General features: G+C 72.7%; 15 protein-coding genes and 1 pseudogene. 9 read left to right on the top strand and 7 right to left on the bottom strand.

Annotated features, from left to right (window positions below):
- Positions 1-47 precede the first annotated feature (47 nt).
- Both AB0L21_RS21485 and AB0L21_RS21480 read right to left on the bottom strand, forming a co-directional pair.
- Positions 48-932: a helix-turn-helix transcriptional regulator gene (locus AB0L21_RS21485; RefSeq protein ID WP_365705423.1), complete on the bottom strand. Its 885-nt coding sequence runs from the start codon at positions 930-932 to the stop codon at positions 48-50.
- A gap of 210 nt (positions 933-1,142) precedes the next feature.
- Positions 1,143-1,420 (bottom strand): annotated as a pseudogene (locus AB0L21_RS21480) (LLM class flavin-dependent oxidoreductase); the annotation flags it as partial.
- A gap of 331 nt (positions 1,421-1,751) precedes the next feature.
- Between AB0L21_RS21480 and AB0L21_RS21475 the strand changes: the two are divergent.
- The 3 genes from AB0L21_RS21475 to AB0L21_RS21465 all read left to right on the top strand — a co-directional run bounded on the left by AB0L21_RS21475 (position 1,752) and on the right by AB0L21_RS21465 (position 4,141).
- Positions 1,752-2,801: a Dyp-type peroxidase gene (locus tag AB0L21_RS21475; RefSeq protein WP_365785706.1), complete on the top strand. Its 1,050-nt coding sequence runs from the start codon at positions 1,752-1,754 to the stop codon at positions 2,799-2,801.
- A complete protein-coding gene (locus tag AB0L21_RS21470) occupies positions 2,798-3,610 on the top strand; it encodes a family 1 encapsulin nanocompartment shell protein (RefSeq protein ID WP_365785704.1) in 813 nt (270 codons plus the stop codon). Before AB0L21_RS21475 ends, AB0L21_RS21470 begins: the two co-directional genes overlap by 4 nt.
- A 162-nt stretch (positions 3,611-3,772) precedes the next feature.
- Positions 3,773-4,141 carry a YbjQ family protein gene (locus tag AB0L21_RS21465; RefSeq protein ID WP_365785702.1) on the top strand — a complete coding sequence of 123 codons (369 nt, stop codon included), beginning with the start codon at positions 3,773-3,775 and terminating at the stop codon, positions 4,139-4,141.
- 75 nt (positions 4,142-4,216) lie between these two features.
- Here the strand turns inward: AB0L21_RS21465 and AB0L21_RS21460 are convergent, their stop codons facing one another.
- Both AB0L21_RS21460 and AB0L21_RS21455 read right to left on the bottom strand, forming a co-directional pair.
- The gene (locus AB0L21_RS21460; protein ID WP_365705431.1) at positions 4,217-4,906 is read right to left on the bottom strand and encodes a regulator; all 690 of its coding nucleotides are present in this window, start codon (positions 4,904-4,906) and stop codon (positions 4,217-4,219) included.
- An 82-nt stretch (positions 4,907-4,988) separates the two neighbouring features.
- Complete coding sequence (locus tag AB0L21_RS21455) at positions 4,989-5,858, bottom strand: phosphatase PAP2 family protein (protein ID WP_365785700.1); 870 nt, start codon at positions 5,856-5,858, stop codon at positions 4,989-4,991.
- 117 nt (positions 5,859-5,975) lie between these two features.
- Here AB0L21_RS21455 and AB0L21_RS21450 point away from each other — a divergent pair, with 117 nt between their 5' ends.
- From AB0L21_RS21450 to AB0L21_RS21435, 4 genes are all read left to right on the top strand, one after another.
- Positions 5,976-6,749 carry a GNAT family N-acetyltransferase gene (locus AB0L21_RS21450; protein ID WP_365785698.1) on the top strand — a complete coding sequence of 258 codons (774 nt, stop codon included), beginning with the start codon at positions 5,976-5,978 and terminating at the stop codon, positions 6,747-6,749.
- 692 nt (positions 6,750-7,441) lie between these two features.
- The gene (locus AB0L21_RS21445) at positions 7,442-7,756 is read left to right on the top strand and encodes a helix-turn-helix transcriptional regulator (protein WP_365705437.1); all 315 of its coding nucleotides are present in this window, start codon (positions 7,442-7,444) and stop codon (positions 7,754-7,756) included.
- Positions 7,753-9,288 carry a helix-turn-helix transcriptional regulator gene (locus AB0L21_RS21440; protein ID WP_365785696.1) on the top strand — a complete coding sequence of 512 codons (1,536 nt, stop codon included), beginning with the start codon at positions 7,753-7,755 and terminating at the stop codon, positions 9,286-9,288. Before AB0L21_RS21445 ends, AB0L21_RS21440 begins: the two co-directional genes overlap by 4 nt.
- Positions 9,289-9,341: 53 nt before the next feature.
- Positions 9,342-9,917 (top strand): helix-turn-helix transcriptional regulator, encoded by a 576-nt coding sequence (locus AB0L21_RS21435; RefSeq protein WP_365705441.1) that lies wholly within the window; start codon positions 9,342-9,344, stop codon positions 9,915-9,917.
- 13 nt (positions 9,918-9,930) lie between these two features.
- Here AB0L21_RS21435 and AB0L21_RS21430 read toward each other — a convergent pair whose 3' ends face one another.
- Positions 9,931-10,179, bottom strand: a complete 249-nt coding sequence (locus tag AB0L21_RS21430; protein ID WP_365785694.1) for a hypothetical protein — start codon at positions 10,177-10,179, stop codon at positions 9,931-9,933.
- Positions 10,180-10,279: 100 nt separating this feature from the next.
- Here AB0L21_RS21430 and AB0L21_RS21425 point away from each other — a divergent pair, with 100 nt between their 5' ends.
- Together AB0L21_RS21425 and AB0L21_RS21420 are read left to right on the top strand one after the other, a co-directional pair.
- Complete coding sequence (locus AB0L21_RS21425; RefSeq protein WP_365785692.1) at positions 10,280-10,885, top strand: TetR/AcrR family transcriptional regulator; 606 nt, start codon at positions 10,280-10,282, stop codon at positions 10,883-10,885.
- The gene (locus AB0L21_RS21420) at positions 10,882-11,922 is read left to right on the top strand and encodes a DMT family transporter (RefSeq protein WP_365785690.1); all 1,041 of its coding nucleotides are present in this window, start codon (positions 10,882-10,884) and stop codon (positions 11,920-11,922) included. Before AB0L21_RS21425 ends, AB0L21_RS21420 begins: the two co-directional genes overlap by 4 nt.
- A gap of 52 nt (positions 11,923-11,974) precedes the next feature.
- On the opposite strand, the gene AB0L21_RS21415 is transcribed toward AB0L21_RS21420, so the two are convergent.
- Together AB0L21_RS21415 and AB0L21_RS21410 are read right to left on the bottom strand one after the other, a co-directional pair.
- On the bottom strand, positions 11,975-12,214 hold the full coding sequence (locus tag AB0L21_RS21415; protein WP_365705448.1) for a hypothetical protein: 240 nt from the start codon (positions 12,212-12,214) through the stop codon (positions 11,975-11,977).
- Between the two features lie 117 nt (positions 12,215-12,331).
- Positions 12,332-13,060 carry a trypsin-like serine protease gene (locus tag AB0L21_RS21410; RefSeq protein WP_365705450.1) on the bottom strand — a complete coding sequence of 243 codons (729 nt, stop codon included), beginning with the start codon at positions 13,058-13,060 and terminating at the stop codon, positions 12,332-12,334.
- Positions 13,061-13,264: the final 204 nt, after the last annotated feature.

The raw sequence follows: 13,264 nt of genomic DNA, 5'->3' as shown, positions 1-13,264 counted from the left end.
ACGGTGGCCCGGGACAGAGGTGACGTGCCCGGGGTACGGCGGGCACCTCAGGCCTCGCTCCCGCCCGGCTCGGCGTCCGGGGCCGGGCGCTCGTGCGCCGTGGGGTCCGGGTGGCCGGCGGCGTGGACCAGGCGCCGCAGTGCGGCCTCGCTCGGTGAACCCGGTTCGGCCTGGTAGGTGCCGAGCTGGTGGCCGGGGGAGCCGTTGACGGTGAACGTCTGGTAGGTGAGCGTCAGCTCACCGGCCCTCGGGTGCAGCAGCCGCTGGGTCTGGTGGGTCTTGGCACGGACGTCGTACTTGGCCCACAGCTGTGTGAACTCCTCGCTGTGCGTGGACAGCTGACCGACCAGGGCGTGCAGGGCGCGGTCCTCCGCGTCCAGTGAGGCCGCCGCCCGCAGGCCCGCCACACAGGTCCAGGCGATCTCCTGCCAGTCCCGGTAGAACCGCCGGGCCGCCGGGTCCAGGAAGACGAACCGGAGCGGGTTGGTCTCCGTGCCCATGACACAGAGCAGGGCCTTCGCCGGGGCGTTGGCCGCGAGGATGTCGAACCGGGGCCCGAGGATCAGCGCCGGAGTGCTCCAGGAGTCGATCAGCCGTACCAGGTGGGCCGCCGCGCGGTCGTCGGCCGGCGGACAGCCGCCGCGGCGCTTGCGCAGTCCCTGCCGCGCCAGTCTGTGCAGATGCTCGGCCGCCTCCGCGTCGAGTCCGAACACCCGGGTCAGCGCGTTGAGGACCTGATCGGAAGGATGTTTCTCCCGGCCCTGCTCCAGCCGCGCGTAGTAGCCCTCGCTCACGCCGGCCAGCATGGCCACCTCATGGCGCCGCAGCCCCGCGGTGCGGCGGGGCCCCTCGTCCGGCAGACCCACTTGCTTGGGCGAAGTGGCAGCTCGGCGAGCTCGTATGAACTCACCCAGCGGGTTGACGCGTTGCATTTGACTAAGGTTACTTGCTGGGGTGACACATGAAACGTCACATCACCGGGTGTAGGTGTACGTGCCGCGTATACCCACCGGGAAATAGCGAACGGAATTCTTCGCGCCCGCCGTAGGGAATTGCACGCTTTTTACTCGGGCGCAGCGCGAGCAGCTCACGCGTGTACCTCAATGCCTCCTCCAGGGGTCCGGCACCACGCACAGCGGCAGCCACCCGTCCGCGCGCCGCCCGACCCGGCGCAGCGCCCGCTCGGAGAGCGCGCCCAGATACACCGGGGGACGCGGCAACGGGCGGGCTTGAGCGGGGCGCCGGGGTACCGACAGCAGTGCCCCGGACTACTCGGCGGGATCCTCGGTCCATACGGCTTCGAGCGCGTCGAGCAGTTCGTCCAGCAGGGCGCCGCGCCGGCCGAAGTCCCGTCCCGCGGCCTCGTACTCCTCCGGCGGCGCCAGCCGATGCCGGCCAGCAGCCGGCCGCCGCTGATCAGGGGGCCGGCGGCCGGGTTCAGCTCCGGCGGAATGGTGGTGCCCTGCCCGCCGTAGCCGACGCGGGGCCGCACCGCCGCCACATTGCGGTCGCCGGCCCAGAGGCTCGCGGCACCGGCACGCCGCATGACTGCCTCCGCGGGGTGGGGCTGACGGCCGGGCCCACCCCGCGCAGGCCCTGTTGAGTCAGTACCGTGCACACGTGAAGTCACTAGTTGTTCAAGATGTCTGCCTGTGACAGTGGCATCTGTCGCGCAGGCGACAGGTTCGACCTAGAGTGAGGCTGATCCACGCATTCGTCCGTCGCCGACTCGGCTGGGAAGGGTATGACGCATGGCCCAAGACGTTCCCGAACCGGTGCCCCAGATGGTCCTGTCCCCGCTGACCAGCGCGGCGATCTTCCTGGTGGTCACCATCGACAGCGGCGGCGAGACCACGGTCCGTGAGCTGCTGTCCGACGTCGGCTCACTGGAACGGGCCGTGGGGTTCCGCGCCCAGCCCGAGGGCCGGCTCAGCTGTGTCACCAGCATCGGCTCACACGCCTGGGACCGTCTGTTCACCGGACCGCGCCCGGCCCGGCTGCACCCCTTCCGGGAACTGAGGGGACCGGTGCACCGGGCCCTGGCCACCCCCGGCGACCTGCTCTTCCACATCCGGGCCGCGCGGCTCGACCTGTGCTTCGCGCTCGCCACGGAGATCATGAGCCGGCTGCGCGGAGCGGTCACGGTCCAGGACGAGGTCCAGGGCTTCAAGTACTTCGACGAACGCGACCTGCTCGGCTTCGTGGACGGCACGGAGAACCCGACGGGCGCCGCGGCCCGCGCGGCCGTCCTCGTCGGCGACGAGGACCCGCCGTTCGCGGGCGGCAGCTACGTCGTCGTACAGAAGTACCTGCACGACCTGGAGGCCTGGGAGGCCCTGCCCGTCGAGGCGCAGGAACGGGTGATCGGCCGGCGCAAGCTGTCCGACGTGGAACTCGCCGACGACGTCAAGCCGGCCGACTCGCACGTCGCCCTCACCACCGTCACCGACCCGGACGGCACCGAACGCGAGATCCTGCGCGACAACATGCCCTTCGGCGCGGCGGGCCGGGGAGAGTTCGGCACCTACTTCATCGGCTACGCCCGCACCCCCGAGGTGACGGAGACGATGCTGGAGCGGATGTTCCTGGGCACGGAGTCGGCGCCGCACGACCGGATCCTGGACTTCTCCACCGCGGTCACCGGCTCCCTGTTCTTCACACCCTCCGTGGACTTCCTCGAAGACCTCCCCGAGCCGCCGTCCGCCGGAACCCCCGCCGCCGTCACACCGACCGACAGCCAGGTCCGATCCTCCGGGTCCTCCCTCGGGATCGGCAGCATGAAGCGGAGCCTTGCCCGATGAACAATCTGCACCGTGAACTCGCGCCCGTCTCCGATGCCGCGTGGGCCGACCTGGAGGAGGAGGCCCGCCGCACCTTCAAGCGCCATGTCGCGGCCCGTCGTATCGTCGACGTCCCCGAACCGGGCGGCGTCGCGCTCGCCGGCGTGGGCACCGGTCACCTGGACGCCGTCGACACCCCCGCGGACGGGGTCATCGCGCACACCCGCCGCTTCCAGCCGCTGGTCGAACTGCGCGTGCCGTTCACCGTGGACCGCCGGCAGGTGGACGACGTCGCCCGGGGCGCCAAGGACGCCGACTGGCAGCCGGTCAAGGACGCGGCCCGGCGGCTGGCGTTCGCCGAGGACCGGGCCGTGTTCGAGGGTTACCCGGCGGCCGGGATCACCGGGCTGCGGGCGAGCTCCTCCAATGCGGCGCTGACGCTCCCCGCCGACGTGCGCGACTACCCGGACGCCATCAGCCAGGCGGTGACGGCCCTGCGCCTGGCCGGCGTGGACGGCGCCTACACACTCGCGCTGAGCGCCGAGGCGTACACGGCCGTCAGCGAGACCTCCGACCACGGCTACCCGGTCATCAAGCACCTCGCCCGGCTGCTCGACGGCGACATCGTCTGGGCGCCCGCGATCGACGGCGCCTTCCTGCTGTCCACCCGCGGCGGCGACTTCGAACTGCGCCTCGGCCAGGACGTGTCGATCGGCTATCTGTCGCACGACGCGACGAGCGTCACGCTGTACTTCCAGGAGACCCTGACCTTCCTGGCGTACACCGGCGAGGCCGTGGTCGCCCTGTCACCCGCCCCGGCCGGCGTCTGACGCGCGAGGCCGGTCGAGCAGGCCCGTCGGCTGCGCCGGGAGAACCTTTGGTGACTGAGCTGCTGTAGTGATGTCAGGACTGACTCCCAACCCATGTAATGTGTCGCACCATCACCGTGGCATGGCCACGCAAAACATGACTCTTTATTGGAAGGCAGATCCATGTCCATAGAGGACTACACCGGCGGGTCGGCACCTGATGCGGGCGTTCTGGTCGTGACGACCAACGACGTCCCGGGCCACGACGTGAAGCAGGTGATCGGCGAGGTGTTCGGGCTGACCGTCCGCACCCGGCACCTGGGCGCACAGATCGGCGCGGGGCTGAAGTCCGTGATCGGCGGTGAGCTGCGAGGCCTGACCAAGACGCTGGTGCAGGCCCGCACCGAGGCCATGGACCGCCTGGTGGAGGCGGCGCGCGCCCGCGGCGCCAACGCGGTGCTCGCCGTGCGGTACGACGTGACGACGGCCCAGGACTCGGGCACCGAGATCTGCGCCTACGGCACGGCCGCGGTCATCGCTCCGGCGGCCTGAGGCCTACGGCGTCACCGGGGCGGCGTGACCTCCGAGGGTCCTCTTCGGTACGACCTCCACGGCACCGTCGTCGCGTCATTCCGCCCCGGTCGGCACCGGCAGCACGGCACGGACGGTGGTGCCCGCGGCCGAGGAACACGTCACCGTCAGCGTTCCCTCCAGCAGGGTGACGCACTCCGTCATCGCCGCCACCCGGGCGTCGGCACCCGGCCCGCGCGGCGGACACGCGTCACTGACCACGCTCACCACGAGGCCGCAGCCGATACGCGTCAGCTCCACCTCGGCACGGCTCGCGCCGGAGTCCTTCACCGCGTGGGCCAGTGCCTCCGCGACCAGGAAGTACACATGGGTCTCCACCGCCCGCGGCAGCCGGCCGGCGCGGACGGTGACGGTGGCGGGAACCGGGCTCGCCGCCGCGAGGGCGGCGACGGCCGGGCCCAGTCCGCGCAGCTGGAGCACCTGCGGACACAGCCCCGCCGCCACCTCCCGGACCTGTGCGAGTGCTGCCTCGGCATCCCGGATCGCGTCGTCGAGGAGTCCGCAGGCGGTCGGCGCGGAGGCCTCGCCCAGCTGCTCCCGAGCCATCCGCAGACCGAGCAGGAGGGACACCAGCCGTTCCTGGGCCCCGCCCCGCAACAACTGCGCGGCCTGCCTGCGCCGGTCCGCCGCGGCGTCGGCGGCGGGCGGCGCGGTGGCGTCCGCGCCCTCCCGCCTGACGTCCCGGCGCGTCACGTTCTCGGCGATGGACTGCGATGAAGCCGTCATGAAGTCACCTTGGCACCGGCCGCCCGGCGGCGATAGCGGCCCCAGCTGTATGACCTCATAAGCGCCGCTTATGAGGAGGAGCTCATGCGCCGTCCGGGCCCCGAGGCCGGTCCAGATCGACCCGGTGCAGCAGAGCGAGCAGCACGAGGGTGACCGCCGCACTGGCCCCGGCGGCCAACGCGTGTCCGCCCGCGTACGCCAGGCGCGGCACCGCCGGATCCCCGGGCGGCAACCGGAACATCGAGTCCACCAGCAGCAACGTGCCGCAGCCGAGCCCGGCCAGCGCCACACCGCACAGCGGGGCGATCACGAACAGCGCGCGCAACGGACGAGGGCGGTCCGGGACGGGACGTACCCGCCCGCTTCGCGCCAGGAGCGCGGTGAGCGCGCAGGCGACGGCCAGCACGAGCAGGTCGGCCCCGATGGTGTCACTGGGCCGGTGCCAGCCCGCCGCCACCGTGTAGGCGCCGACGAAGGTCGCCCACAGCGCGCAGACGCCGACGGCGACGCCCCGCAACCGGTGGGGAACCACCAGGGTGAGCCCGAACAGCACGCTCATCGCGATGGTGGTGTGCCCGCTCGGAAAGCTGTTGCCCAGCAGCCGCTCCGGGGCGTCCACGAGATCGGGACGGTACAGCGCATACCGCTTCAGCACCTCGGCGAGCAGCAGGGAGACGCCCACGGTACCGACGGCCACCACCGTGAGGGCCCAGCGCCGCCGTGCCAGCCCGATCAGTACCAGCACCGCCACCGCCACGCCCAGCGAGGACAGGGTGATGTGATCCAGCATGCCGTTCGCGGCCCGGGCGGCGGCCAGGGTCTCGTCCTCGCGCCGCCCCGCCAGCACCGCGTTCTCCCAGCGCTGCCCGGTCGCCGTCCGTACGAACGCCCCGTAGACACCGGCCAGCAGCAGCGCCGCGCCTGCGGCGGCGGCCTCCAGCCGCCCGCGCACGCGCGTACCGAAGGGCTTCTCGTCTCTCCCACAAGGGCACACGCACTGATGTTAGGTCAGCGTCCTTGAATCGGGTGAGTGATGATCCCTCATACTGGACTGTTACCGTCCATCGGTATGGGAACACCTGACATCATTGAGGCGGCTGCTCAGGCCTGGATGGCCAGTGTCGGAGCCATCGCCGAGGCCGTACCCGGCGGACAGCGCACGGAGCGGGAGCCGGGGCTCGCCCTTCTGGCCACCGGGGCGCCCCTCGCCGCGGTGAACGGCGTCTTCGACGTGCGGGCCGCACCCCGCGCGGCCGGGATCGGCGATCTCGCGAAGCGTGCCGCCGAGGCGGTCGACGCACCCTGGTGCATCCAGTACCGGACCGGACCGGACGCCGAGATCGCGGGTGTGGCGGCCGATCACGGACTGACGAGTACCGCACGGAGCCCCTTCATGGTCAGGGAGCTGGGGGAGCACACCCCGGGCGGCGGTCCCCTGCCCGCCGGCCTCACCGTCAGGGCGCTCGGGGCCGGGGACAGCGCCGTCTTCGTCTCGGCTCTGGCGGCCGGATTCGAGGCACCGGTGGAGACGATGAGCCCGCTGGGCTGCCCCGAGATACTGGCTCTGCCGTGTGCGACCGGCTATCTGGCCGAGCTGGACGGCGACGTGGTGGCGACGGGGCTCGCCCTGCGCGCCGAGGACTGCGTCGGCGTCTTCAACATCTCGGTTCTTCCGGCGCGGCGCCGACAGGGACTCGGCGCGGCCGTCACCGGCGCCATCCTGCGCGCCGAGCAGGACCGCGGGGCCCGGGTCGCCTACTTGCACGCGTCGGACATGGGGCTGTCGCTGTACGAGTCCCTGGGCTTCCGCACCGTCGAGCAGTGGACGCGCCACACGCGGTGAGCGGGCTTGCCGAACGACGGGTGAGCCAGGTGTGGCGGCCGGACCAGTGGAGCCGATGGCTCATGCGCTGCGCGGCGGTCGGCCACGAGCTGCCGGGCGGCGGGGACGATCCGCGTGGCGAAGAGGCCGATCCGGTCCGGGGTCTCGCGCTCCGGCACGAGGTTGACCGTGTCGCACCGCTGGTCCGTGACGAAGGGGGCGAGGACGCGGGGCCCTCGCTCCGCATGGGCGTGCAGCGGCCGGCCGTCGGGGCCGGACAGCGGCGGCCCGGCGCTCGCCGTGGCGCCGGTGACGGACCCGGCCGGCTGGATCCCCGGCGGACGTCCTGCGGGACCCGGCAGGCGGCACGCGTGGCCGCCGAGCCAGTACCGCCGCCGAGCAGCACCAGCAGCAGGCCGGCGGACCAGCTCATGACCGTCGTCGCCGTTGGTGATCCGGGACCAGCGCACCTAGGCCCTGTCGTCAAACTCCCGTCTGCCGCGCGGCGCCATGCACGCACTCTCGCCGCACCGGGCCCCGACCCAAGTACATCCAGTACGAGGGCCGGGGCCTGGCACGCCGAGAGCACGCACCTGACGCCGCGCGGCCCGCCCTCCGGGCGGACGACGGGAGTTTGACGACAGGACCTAGGACACACAGACACCATGCGGCTTACGCATGGCCCATGTGTACGACGTGCTAGGTTCGGCCTTATGAGTATGGGCCTGGCCGAGCGAGTGCGGTCCGCGGTCGCCGCGCTGCTGCACGCGACCGGCGAGTCGCAGACCGCTCTCGCCGCCGCGCTGGGGGTGAGCCAGGCCCAGGTGAGCCGCCGTCAGTCCGGGAGCGCGGCCTGGAGCCTGGCCGACTGCGACGCGGTCGCCGCACACTACGGCGTGGACGTCCTCGACCTTCTCGCCGGACCCACCCGCGCCGTCGAGGCGCTGCCCGCGGCACGCCGTCGCCTCCCCGGCGGCCCGGCCGCCACCGCCCGGCCCGCGGCCGTACCGGACGGGGGGACCCGATGACGGACTTCGACGCGATCGACGCCCTGCTCGCCGGCGCCAGGCAGGAGGTCCCGCTGCCGCCCGCCGGGGAACGGCGTGCCCTGCGCGAGGGGCTGAACCTCTCCCGGACGCAGCTCGCTCGGGCCCTGGAGGTCAGCCCGTCCACGGTCGCGGGCTGGGAGTCCGGACGCGATCCGAGCGGCGAAGTCCGGGAGAAGTACGCGTACTTCCTGAAGGGCGCGCGGACGAAGCTGGCGGCGGCGGCCCCGGCCGAGCCGGAGGAAACCGAACCGGCGGAGGCCGGGACCGACCCGCACCCCGTCTCCGGGGGCGGCGACGACGGCGACGGCGACGACGACGTAGTGGCCCTGCCCGCCCCCCAGCCCTGCGTCCTGTGCGGACAACCCGCCCGCCACCAGGTCGCCGGATTCCCCCAGCACCTGGACCCCGCACAGTGCGGCACACCCGAGCGCACGCGTACGACCCGCCCCGCGCGGCCGGCCGAGGAGCCCCCGCCTAGGCCCGCCCCCGCCCACCCCCGCCCGCAGACAGGCGGTGGCGTCAAGGTCGTCCCCGCCGGCCGCCGGCTCAAGACCGCCGACGACCCCGACCTGATCGCCGCCGCCGTGACGGCCGCCCTGGACCAGCACGGCGGTGACATCGAGGCGGCGACCGCGGCGCTGGTCAGGCGGGCCATCCCGGACGCGATGGCGTTGCTGGACCAGACCCGCAAGGGCGGCCGGTACGACATCGTCGCGCACCCCTGGCTGCCCGACGTCCTGCGCAAGCAGACCTCCCGCGGCCCGGACCAGATCTGGGAGGCCCGCCCCAAGTGGACGCGCGCCGAACTGCCGCCCGGCGCACACGAGGTCACCGCGCTGGACGTCAACGGCGCCTACCTGTCCGCGCTCAAGACGCACCTGCCGCTGGGGCAGCTGGAGCACTCCACCGGCAACCAGCACGACCGCCGCCGCGCCGGCGTCCACCTGATCACCCCGCCCGTCTGGGAGCACGACGCCTACCTGCCGAACCCCATCGGCAGCCGCGACGAGCCCGGCCCGCTCTGGGTGACGGAGCCGACCCTGCGCCTGCTGCTGCGCCTGTCCGGACCGAAGTACGGCCTGTGCGACCCCCCGGAGATCCACGAGTCCTGGACCTCCGGCGCGACCGAGGGCCTGCTGGAGAAGTTCCGCGTGGCGCTGAAGGAGGCCCGGGACCGCGCGATCGCCCACAACGACGACGTGACACTGGAGTACGTCAAGGCCATGTACTCCAAGTTCGTCTCCACGATGGGGGAGTCGAACTACAACCGGGAGCTGTACCGCACCGACTGGATGCACCTGATCCGCTCGCAGGCCTTCGCGAACCTGTGGTGGAAGGCGCACCGCGCCTACGACGAGGGGCTGATGGTCGTCCGCGCGATGGGCACCGACGAACTCCACGTGATCGGCGACTGGCGCGCGGTGTTCCCCGAGGGACGCGGGGTCAGCGAGGTGAAGGTGAAGGACGTGTACACCGTCGGCACCCCGGTGGCGGCCGACCAGGACGTGTAGCGTGACGCGTACGTGAGGTCGTATCGGGTCGAGGGGCGGCAGGAGAGAGGGAGATGCCGGAGAGGACGCTCAACTTCGGTGCGTACGGGGCGCGTGGCATCAAGGGGTACGAGGCCGTCGCCCGGCAGCTGGACGCGCTGGCCGGATTCGTCGCCACCCCGGTCACGGCCCGGCGCGGCCTGCTCGCCCGTCTGCGGTACCTCACCCGCAGCGACCAGTCCCGCCAGGCGGCTCGCGCGGCCGGCCTGACCGTCACCGACCGCACGCTCAGGGCCTGGCTGCGAGGCGAACGGAATCCTTCGAAGAGGAACCTGGAGCGGATCGAGACGGCGTACCGCACGGTCCGCCGCCAGAACGTCTCCCGCTACCTGGTGGCGCGCCTCAACCGCGAGGGCCGCGGCACCCGCGTGGAGTTCCACCCGCTCAACCAGTCCCAGGTCCTCCGCCCCCGTCAGCGGGTGGTCGCCTACCGCACGCTCAACGTCCGCCGCTGGGACCGCATCGTCGAGGCCTGGGCGGCGGGCGACGCGCAGGCGCTTGACGACGCGTGGATCTACGACGCGGTGGTGGACCTCGGATCCGAGTGGGGTCAGTACGAGTACGTCACCAACATCGGCTTCGCCGCCTGAGTCCTGATGCCCTTCACGGCGGCGCCCGCCGGCGTCGGTACGGCAGGTCTCCCGTGCCGTGCGTCGCGATCGGACAGCCGCTCAGCACCTCCTCGGCGATGCCGAAGCCGGCGACCGGTGTGGGTGCGGCGGGGACCAGTTCCCCGACGACCGCGTCCGTGGCGTCGGGCAGCGCGACGGCCTCCTCGGGGCGCAGCCGGTCGGTCAGCAGCAGGTCGCCCGTGTGCGGTGCGATGCTCCGCAGGGCGAACAGCCGGTGCACTCACATCTGACCCATCCATGTGTCACGACTCGGTTCGCCGGGGTCCGCGCCCGCGCGCCCTGCTACGCTAGGTAGACCGACCTACCTAGTCTGGACTGTGATGGGCGGACCCGATGTGAGCACGACGGACAGCACCCGACGGCGCCCGGCCCGCGAACGCCTCCTCGCGGCGGCGGCCCGCCGCTTCTACGCCGACGGCGTGGCGGCGACCGGCATCGACACGATCACCGCCGAGGCGGGCGTGGCGAAGATGAGCCTCTACAACAACTTCTCCTCCAAGGCCGACCTGGTCAGGGCCTACCTGGACGCCCGGCACGAGGAGTGGCTCGGCCTGTACCGGGCCCGGCTGGAGCACGCCCGGGGACCGCGGGACGGCGTGCTCGCGGTGTTCGACGCCTACGCCGACCACGCGGCCTTCGCCTACGAGCACGGCTTCCGCGGCTGCGGACTGCTCAACGCCGCCGCCGAGCTGCCGGCCGGCGACGAGGGCCGTGCCGTGGTGCGCGCCCACAAGGAGGAGGTGGAGCGGCTGATCGCCGGACACCTGGAGGAGCTGCTGCCCGAGCGGCCCGAGGAGGTCCGGGCGACGGCCGAGCACCTCGCCTTCCTCCTGGAGGGAGCGATGGCCCGCGCCGGCCTGGAAGGCGACGGCGACCGCCTCCGGCACGCCCGCTCCATGGCGGCCACCCTGCTGGACCGGCTGTGAGCCGGCCCGCCGTACCCGGCCGGTCCGCCGGAACGGGGGCGCTGTGCGTGCTGGCGGCCTCCGTCCTGTGGGGCACGACGGGTACGGCCGCCACGTTCGCGCCGGAGGTCGGCCCGCTCGCCATCGGCGCCGTCGCCATGGGCCTGGGCGGATTTCTCCAGGCCCTCCTCGCCGCCCCGCGGATCGCCCACCACGCACCCCGCCTGCGCGAGCAGCGCGGCACGGTACTGCTCGGCGCCGCCTCCGTCGCGGTGTATCCCCTGGCGTTCTACAGCTCCATGCGCCTGGCCGGAGTCGCCGTGGGCACCGTGGTGTCCCTCGGCACCGCCCCGCTCGCCTCGGCCCTGATCGAACGCGTCGTGGACGGCCGCCGGCTCACCCGCCGCTGGACGGTCGCCGCCGCCCTCGGCCTGCTCGGCACCGCCTTGCTGTGCGTCGCCGAGGCCGCGCACGCGGGCGACGGCACGGGCCAGGCATCCGTGGCCGCCACCCTTCTCGGGGTGAGCCTCGGCCTGGTCGCCGCCGCCACCTACGCGCTCTACTCGTGGGCCGCGCACCGGCTCATCACCCGCCGGATCCCCTCCCGCGCGGCGATGGGCGCCGTCTTCGGGCTCGGCGGACTGCTCCTCCTGCCCGTCCTGCTGACCACCGGCGCCCCGCTCGTCAGCTCCTGGTCCAACGCGGCGGTCGGCACGTACATGGCCCTGGTCCCCATGTTCACCGGCTACGTCCTGTTCGGCTGGGGCCTCGCGCACGTGCCGGCCAGCACCGCCACCACGCTCTCCCTGCTGGAACCGGCCGTCGCGGCCGTACTCGCCGTCCTGGTCGTCGGCGAACGCCTCCCCGCCGCGGGCTGGGCGGGCATAGCACTGGTCGTCGCCTGCCTCACGGTCCTCACCACCGCACCCCGCCGGCGCAACCACGCCCCGCGTCCGGCCGGGGCGGAACCCCACGCAGCACCGCCGGTCACGGCCGGCCTCACCATGACCCCCGACCAGCCGGCAGAGCGAGCGGAGGGGCAGGGCGCGGACCGCTGACGGCCATCGCGGGCATGCGGCAGCGGTCCCGTGCGCCGGCGGCCCCGCGCGGCTACGGCGCCGGATCCTCCTGCGTGCGCCGGACCGCCTTCTTCACGGCCTGCTCCAGCTCGTACCGCGACCCGCCCTCGCGCGCGGCGTACGCGGACAGAGCGGTCTGGAACGCCTCGGTCGCCCCTCGCCACGCCCGCCACTGCGCGTCGTACGCCTCACCGCACAGGCCGGCCAGCTTCGCACGCTCCGCTTCACAGGAACGTTCCAGCTCGACCAATTCGTCGGGAATGTCTTTCACACAAGGATGCTATGCAGGGCATCGCCAGGACGCCCGTCAGCCCTTCGGAACGCGGCGAGCCGAAGCGGTCGCGGTCTCCGGCGCGGGGCAGCGACCGCATCCGCGCTCCTTGTGGGTCTAGTGGCCCCCGCTGCGGATGACCCACTTGATCCACAGACGCAGGCGTGTGACGTCCCCGAACGAGGCGACCTCCGTCCGGTCCGACGCGGACAGGACGCCGACGAGCACCTCACGGCCCGCCTTGTCGAACGCCGTGGCCGGACCACCCGAGTCACCGCCCGCCGGCAGGCCGGTGCCGCGCTGCGCGCAGAAGTCCCCGGTGCCCACGAGCAGATCGCACCGCCGGTCCGCGTGTGCCACGATCCTGACCTGCGCCTGCCTGAGCACGTTCGACTGGCACGAGGCCTCGCTCTTCGGCGGCGCGCAGGTGGCTCCCCAGCCGTAGGACCGCACGCTGCGCCCCACCTTCACACTGCCGCTGGTTCCCACCCCGATGGGCTCGATGTCCAGGCGGGGCACCCGCACGAGGGCCACGTCGGCTCCGGGGGCGAACACCGTGCCGTTCTCGACGCGACGCACGACCTTCCCGTGCCGCTGGTCGAGACTGCCGACGCGGAACGTGACGTCCCAGTTGTCGTAGCGGACGCAGTGACCGGCGGTGATCACCCACTCGGGGGCGACGACGGTGCCCGTGCAGGACGGCTCGCCGTCGGTGTACACACGCACCGCCCACGGGCCGTGCTTGCTGACGGTGCCTCCCTGGATGGCCGAAGCCGGTTCCGCCATCGCCAGAAAGAAGGCGATGAAGGCGCACATCACGCCGTATACACGCGTCTTGCTCAACATGGGGTGTTCCTCGGGTTCGATGGCTGCCAGTTGCATGCGTCCGGCAAGAGCGAAGGCCCGCCCGGGTGGTTCCGCGACCGCGCGATCCGTGCACTGCGGGAACAGAACAGTTCCTTCCGTGCTGACGTCCCGTCAGGCTTCCCGAACATGAGACCGCCGGTGCCGCGGACGCCAGTTGACTCGCGTTTGGTTTTCCGTTCCCTC

It is taken from the genome of Streptomyces sp. NPDC052721 (assembly GCF_040678315.1).
In the GTDB taxonomy this organism is placed as follows: domain Bacteria; phylum Actinomycetota; class Actinomycetes; order Streptomycetales; family Streptomycetaceae; genus Streptomyces.
This window is presented reverse-complemented; position numbering and strand designations above follow the sequence as displayed.